This window comes from Gemmatimonadota bacterium, assembly GCA_009838845.1.
Taxonomy (GTDB): domain Bacteria; phylum Latescibacterota; class UBA2968; order UBA2968; family UBA2968; genus VXRD01.
Map to the genome: position 1 here is coordinate 1 of VXRD01000110.1, position 5,638 is coordinate 5,638.

General features: G+C 50.6%; 5 protein-coding genes. 4 read left to right on the forward strand and 1 reads right to left on the reverse strand.

The annotated features are described in order from the left end of the window. The first annotated feature begins 95 nt into the window (after positions 1-95). From F4Y39_14570 to F4Y39_14580, 3 genes are read left to right on the forward strand one after another with little or no spacing between them, the layout of a single operon-like run. Complete coding sequence (locus tag F4Y39_14570; protein ID MYC14942.1) at positions 96-350, forward strand: hypothetical protein; 255 nt, start codon at positions 96-98, stop codon at positions 348-350. Positions 351-374: 24 nt separating this feature from the next. Then, positions 375-1,568: an acetylxylan esterase gene (locus F4Y39_14575; protein ID MYC14943.1), complete on the forward strand. Its 1,194-nt coding sequence runs from the start codon at positions 375-377 to the stop codon at positions 1,566-1,568. A gap of 34 nt (positions 1,569-1,602) precedes the next feature. Next, complete coding sequence (locus F4Y39_14580; protein MYC14944.1) at positions 1,603-2,655, forward strand: TIM barrel protein; 1,053 nt, start codon at positions 1,603-1,605, stop codon at positions 2,653-2,655. A gap of 3 nt (positions 2,656-2,658) precedes the next feature. Here the strand turns inward: F4Y39_14580 and F4Y39_14585 are convergent, their stop codons facing one another. Next, the gene (locus F4Y39_14585) at positions 2,659-4,119 is read right to left on the reverse strand and encodes a sulfatase-like hydrolase/transferase (protein ID MYC14945.1); all 1,461 of its coding nucleotides are present in this window, start codon (positions 4,117-4,119) and stop codon (positions 2,659-2,661) included. A 215-nt stretch (positions 4,120-4,334) separates the two neighbouring features. Here F4Y39_14585 and F4Y39_14590 point away from each other — a divergent pair, with 215 nt between their 5' ends. Beyond that, positions 4,335-5,609 (forward strand): hypothetical protein, encoded by a 1,275-nt coding sequence (locus F4Y39_14590; GenBank protein MYC14946.1) that lies wholly within the window; start codon positions 4,335-4,337, stop codon positions 5,607-5,609. The last annotated feature ends 29 nt before the right edge of the window (positions 5,610-5,638 follow it).

Here is a 5,638-nt window from a genome sequence, read left to right on the forward strand (position 1 = left end):
TCTTGTGGCCTCGGAGATGTTTATACGCGACAGCTGCTTGGGGGCTGGTGTGGGGGTCGTCTTACGTCTCACCTTTTACGTCTCACCTTAATCTTATGGCACGCAAAGATATTCGAACCATTTCGATTTTTTGTGCGAAATGTAAATCACTGCTGTACAAATACCGCAAAGGCGGGCGAGGCGGATTGGTGAAGTGCATGGTGGATCGGATTGCCGAAGACCATACCCGAGGGGATATGAAGTGCCCAAAATGCAGACAGGCGTTTGCGAGGTTCAGGATGTATGGCGGGCAGGCCGCGCATAAGATTATACAGGGAAAGGTTTTTACGAGGGGTATGGCGAGGCGGTAGAGTTAAAAAAGGAGCGAAAACACGATGGCTAAATTTGTCGCGAATTACGATGAAGACAAGGTGCCCGATTACACATTGCCCGATCCGTTGATTTTTGATGATGGAACAAAGGTCGAAGATGCTGCTTTGTGGGAAAGACGGCGGGCAGAGATTTTGTCTTTGTTTGAGACCCAGGTGTATGGCAAGATGCCGGGTGGCGCGACGGGCATGCGTTTTGAGACGCGGTTTGTGAATGGGGATGCGTTGGACGGGATTTGTAAGGAAGTTCGGGTTTACTTTTCTACAGATGCAGAACCGCGAATGGATATTTTAATTTTTTTGCCAAAAGACGCTGATGGACCCGTGCCGTTGTTTGTGGGATTGAATTTTGGGGGGAATCACACCGTTCATGCCGATCCCCAAATTACATTGTCCGAGCGGTGGATGCGTTCGAAAACGGAGGGGGTTTTGAATCATCGGGCAACGGAAGTGGCGCGCGGTAAGGCTGCAAGTAGGTGGCCTGTGGGGCGGATTTTGGCAAGGGGTTACGGCTTGGCTACGATTTATTGCGGCGATCTGGACCCGGATTATGACGATGGGTTTCAAAATGGCGTGCATCCGCTTTTTGATAGGCGAAATACTGGCGATGACTGGGGAGCTATTGGTGCTTGGGCGTGGGGGTTGATGAGGGCGATGGATTATTTTGAGAGCGATGAGGCGATTGATCACGCTCGGGTTGCCGTGATGGGGCATTCGCGATTGGGCAAGACCGCGCTGTGGGCTGGCGCACAAGACGAGCGGTTTGCCCTTGTGATTTCAAATAATTCGGGTTGTGGAGGTGCCGCGCTTTCCCGCCGTCGATATGGCGAAACAGTGGGGCGGATTAATACCAGTTTTCCTCACTGGTTTTGCGATAATTTTAAGCGGTATAATGAGCGCGAAGACGATTTGCCCGTTGACCAGCATTTGCTCATTGCGCTGATGGCGCCTCGCCCGGTTTATGTTGCCAGTGCAGAAGAAGATAGATGGGCGGATCCAAAGGGGGAGTTTTTGGGCGCGAAACACGCCGATGCAGTTTATCGTCTGTTGGGAACAGATGGTCTGGCTGCTGAAAATATGCCGCGTGTTCACAAGCCGGTCACGAGTCGAATTGGGTATCATATTCGCGCAGGTGGGCACGCAGTGACGGATTACGATTGGGATCGGTATATAGATTTTGCCGATAAACATTGGCAGTGAAGTTCGACGAGTGGTTGAACAGAAAGGAATAGTTATGGCAACTCAAACAGAGCGATCTTACGCGCTCAAAGCGGTGCCGGGATTTTCTTCGTCTTATTCGGGTATTCAGATTGCAGCGCAGACGTCGGATAATACGAGTGATGAAGATTTGCAGTTTATGCAGCAACTCGGCGTGGAATGGATGATGGTGGGCGTTGACGACCAGGAGAATCAGAATGCCGATTATTACAAGGCGTTGAAAGCGCGGTTTGCAAAATACGATTTGCAGATTTATCGCATTGCCAATCGCAGTGTACACAATATGCCCGAAGTGACCCTGAATTTGCCGGGGCGCGATGAGAAGGTCGAGGAATTTATCACTTTTATTCGCAATCTGGGAGAGGCGGGTATTCCGTACAATACGTATGCACACATGGGCAATGGGATCTGGAGTTCGGGGCGCACAACGCGGCGCGGAGGCATGGATGCGCGGACACTCGATATCGAGAATGCCACAGGGCATTGGGACGGTCAGATTTTTGAGGGCGAATTGACACATGGGCGGGTTTATAGCGAAGACGAGCTTTGGGAGAATTACGAGTACATGATTCGCAAGGTCGCGCCTGTTGCCGAGGAATCAGGTGTTTATATCGGCATTCATCCCGATGATCCTCCGGTGTATCCTCTGGGCGGGATTCCGCGCTGTATGTTTGGCAATTTTAAGGGGTACAAGCAGGCGATGGATATTGCGGATAGTCCAAATATCGGGGTTTGTTTGTGCGTGGGGTGCTGGCTCGAAGGGGGTAAGGAAGGCATGGGCGTGGATGTGATTGAGGCTATTCACTATTTTGCCAGCCGCAAGAAGTTGTTTAAGGTGCATTTTCGCAATGTTTCAAATCCGATGCCAGAGCCGTGGGCAGAGACTTTGATGGACGATGGGTACCAGGATATGCATGCGGTGATGAAAGCACTGCGGGAGGTGGAATTTGACGGGGCGATTATTCCCGATCATATTCCGCAGATTCTGGGAGGTCATCGCGCGGGGGTGGCGTATTCGATTGCCTATATGCGCGCGCTGGTTCAAGCCGTGAATAACGAAGTGGGTTAGGGATTACGGTCCACGTTTGCCTGTCGCGATGATTGTACCGGCGGGCAATAATGCGTCAAGTCGGTTTGGCAGGTCGTCGCCGATGCTGTGCAGCCAGGTCATGAGTTGGTCGCGCAGGCCATTTTCTGCGGTTGATATGTGGGGTTGCCCACTCAGGTTTTTCATTTCGTGTGGGTCGGTTTGAAGGTCGTAAAATTCGTCAATGTCTTGCGGGTTCCACACGTATTTGTATCGTTCGTTGCGAATGGCGCGCACTTCAAAGCTGTAACCGTTGTAGCGATAGTAGGTGCCATAGGCGATTTGCGGCCAGTCTGGAGGACGGTTTTGCGTCCCGACGAGTGGGAGAAGGTTGCGGCCCTCGCGCGGTTGGTCAGCGGATGGTTCGGCGCGAATGAGAGAGAAGAGGGTTTCGCCGATGTCGAGTAATGAGACATAAGCATCCTGGGTTGCAGGCGGTGTGTTGGGCGCGCGGATGATGAGCGGGATGCGCCAGACTTCTTCGTAAAAATAAGCCCCTTTGTCAAATCGGTTGTGTGCGCCTTCCATGTCGCCGTGGTCAGATGTGAAGACAACGGTTGTTGATTCGGCGAGGTCGAGGCGGTCTATGGCGTCGAGTATGCGCCCGATGGCTTCATCGACCATTGTGATGTGTGCGTGGGAATAGGCGATGACGGTTTTCCATTCTTCTTCGATCGGGGAGGTGTCCATGCATCCCCACCAGGGTGTCGAATGGAACCAGGGGCGTCCCTCGCAGTTGTCGTTCAGGTTTGCGGGGAGTTCGACACGCGTGCGGAGTTCTTCGGCGAGTTTGACGTATTCTTCAGGTAGGTGATGCGGAAAGTGTGGCGGTGCGGAAGATACAGTGAGAAAGAAGGGTTTGTTTTGGTGGCTCTTAGCCCATGTTTCGAGAAATTTTACGCCTTTGTTCACGGTGGGAAAGGGCTGGATATTTTCTTTTGGTTGGGGTGAATCCCCCCAAAATGGCGCGTGCCCTTTGATGAGGTTTTTGGTTTGATTGGCGTAGCTGGCAACGGTCTTTTCATAGGTGTGATCATTTGTTTGTGGGTGGTATGGCTTTGAGTGTATTTCGATGTTGGGATCAAATCCGTGTGCGCCGCGTTTTTCAGGGTTGATATGCCCGAGGTGCCACTTGCCGTAGTAACCGACGTGATAGCCGAGGCGCACGGCTTCGTCAATCCAGGTTTTTTGGTCGAGCGGCATGGATTCCTGGAGGGAATAGCCCACGGATTGGTTGTCGTAAACGCCATTTTGGTGCGGCCAGCGAGCCGTGAGTAGTGTGCCCCGAGCAGGTGTGCAGAGGGGACAAGATGTGAAAGCATTTGCGAATACCGTGCCTTCGGATGATAGGCGGTCAATATTCGGCGTGGGTATGTCGGCACCGAGAAAACCAAATGCCCATGCAGGCCATTGGTCGGTGAGGATGAATAATACGTTTTGCGCCATGAGAATTCCTGTGTTGATAAATGATGTTGCGTACAATAAACCGATCTTTGCGGTATTTCGCAATCTCAGATTTGCCCTTGATAGATGCACATAGAGTCACTATATTATATCACCTCTTATTCTCCTCCCCTGATTTGATGCGCTATACTTTGTTTTTCCTTCCCCGCATGTTTTTTCTGTTATCTTCACCTTCCAAACAAGGGTAGGAATATATTATGGCAACGGCAATAAAATCGCGCACTTCCAACACTACGCAACTCGATTTGCTCTCGCAACCGAGGACCAATGGGAAAACCAATGGCAAGAAAAATGGCGCCCATAATTACGACGAGAGTAAGATCAAAACCCTTTCATCGCTTGAGCATATTCGGTTGCGTACGGGTATGTACATCGGGCGGCTCGGCTCGGGTACAGATCCCGACGACGGTATATACGTTTTGCTCAAAGAGGTGGTGGATAATGCCGTCGATGAATTTATTTCGGGTTTTGGCACAAAAATCGATGTGACTATTGACGCCAATCACGTCAGTGTGCGCGACTATGGGCGCGGCGTTCCGCTGGGCAAAATTGTCGAATGCGTTTCTGTGATCAATACCGGTGCCAAATACAACGACGATGTTTTCCAATTTAGTGTGGGTCTCAATGGCGTGGGTAGCAAAGCGGTCAACGCGCTTTCTACCGATTTTCGCGTGGTGGCCTATCGCGACGGCAGGTACGCCGAAGCCCGCTTTACGCGTGGGAAACTCATTGGTGAAAAAAAGGGGAGGACTCAGGAACCAGATGGCTCTCTTTTTGAGTTCACGCCCGATTCTGAGATTTTTGAGGAATACGATTACAATTTCGAATACGTCGAGCGTCGCATGTGGAACTACGCCTGCCTCAATAGCGGTCTCACGCTCATTTTTAACAAACAGAAATTCGTCTCAAGGCGCGGCTTGCTCGATTTTCTCAGCCGCGAGGTCGATGATTCGGCACTTTATGAACCCGCGTATTACAAGGGGCAATATCTCGAATTTGCATTTACGCATACGTCCAATTATGGGGAAAATTATTTTTCTTTTGTCAATGGGCAATACACCATTGATGGTGGCACGCATCAAAGTGCTTTTCGAGAGGGCATCTTAAAAGGCGTCAATGAGTTTTACAAGAAGAATTACAGCGGCGTAGATGTGCGGGAATCCATCAATGGCGCTGTTGCAGTCAAGCTCAAAGAACCCGTTTTTGAGTCGCAAACAAAAAACAAACTCGGCAATACCGAAGTGCGCTCGTGGATTGTTTCTGAAACGCGTAGCGCGGTGGTCGATTTTTTGCACAAGAATACCACGGCGGCGCAAAAACTCCAGGAGAAGATCAACCACAATGAGCGCCTGCGCAGAGAACTCAACGATGTTAAGAAAAAGGCAAAGGAAGTCGCCCGCAAGGTTTCCATCAAAATTCCGCATTTCAAGGATTGTAAATATCACAAGTGCGACAAAAAACCAGGCGATTAATCTACTATTTTTATCAACGAAGTTCAATC

What these genes read in the sequence shown, in the direction of transcription:
- F4Y39_14570 (MYC14942.1), top strand. Translation starts at nt 96, where the DNA reads ATGGCACGCAAAGATATTCGAACCATTTCGATTTTTTGTGCGAAATGT.
- F4Y39_14585 (MYC14945.1), bottom strand. Translation starts at nt 4,119, where the DNA reads ATGGCGCAAAACGTATTATTCATCCTCACCGACCAATGGCCTGCATGG.
- F4Y39_14580 (MYC14944.1), top strand. Translation starts at nt 1,603, where the DNA reads ATGGCAACTCAAACAGAGCGATCTTACGCGCTCAAAGCGGTGCCGGGA.
- F4Y39_14590 (MYC14946.1), top strand. Translation starts at nt 4,335, where the DNA reads ATGGCAACGGCAATAAAATCGCGCACTTCCAACACTACGCAACTCGAT.
- F4Y39_14575 (MYC14943.1), top strand. Translation starts at nt 375, where the DNA reads ATGGCTAAATTTGTCGCGAATTACGATGAAGACAAGGTGCCCGATTAC.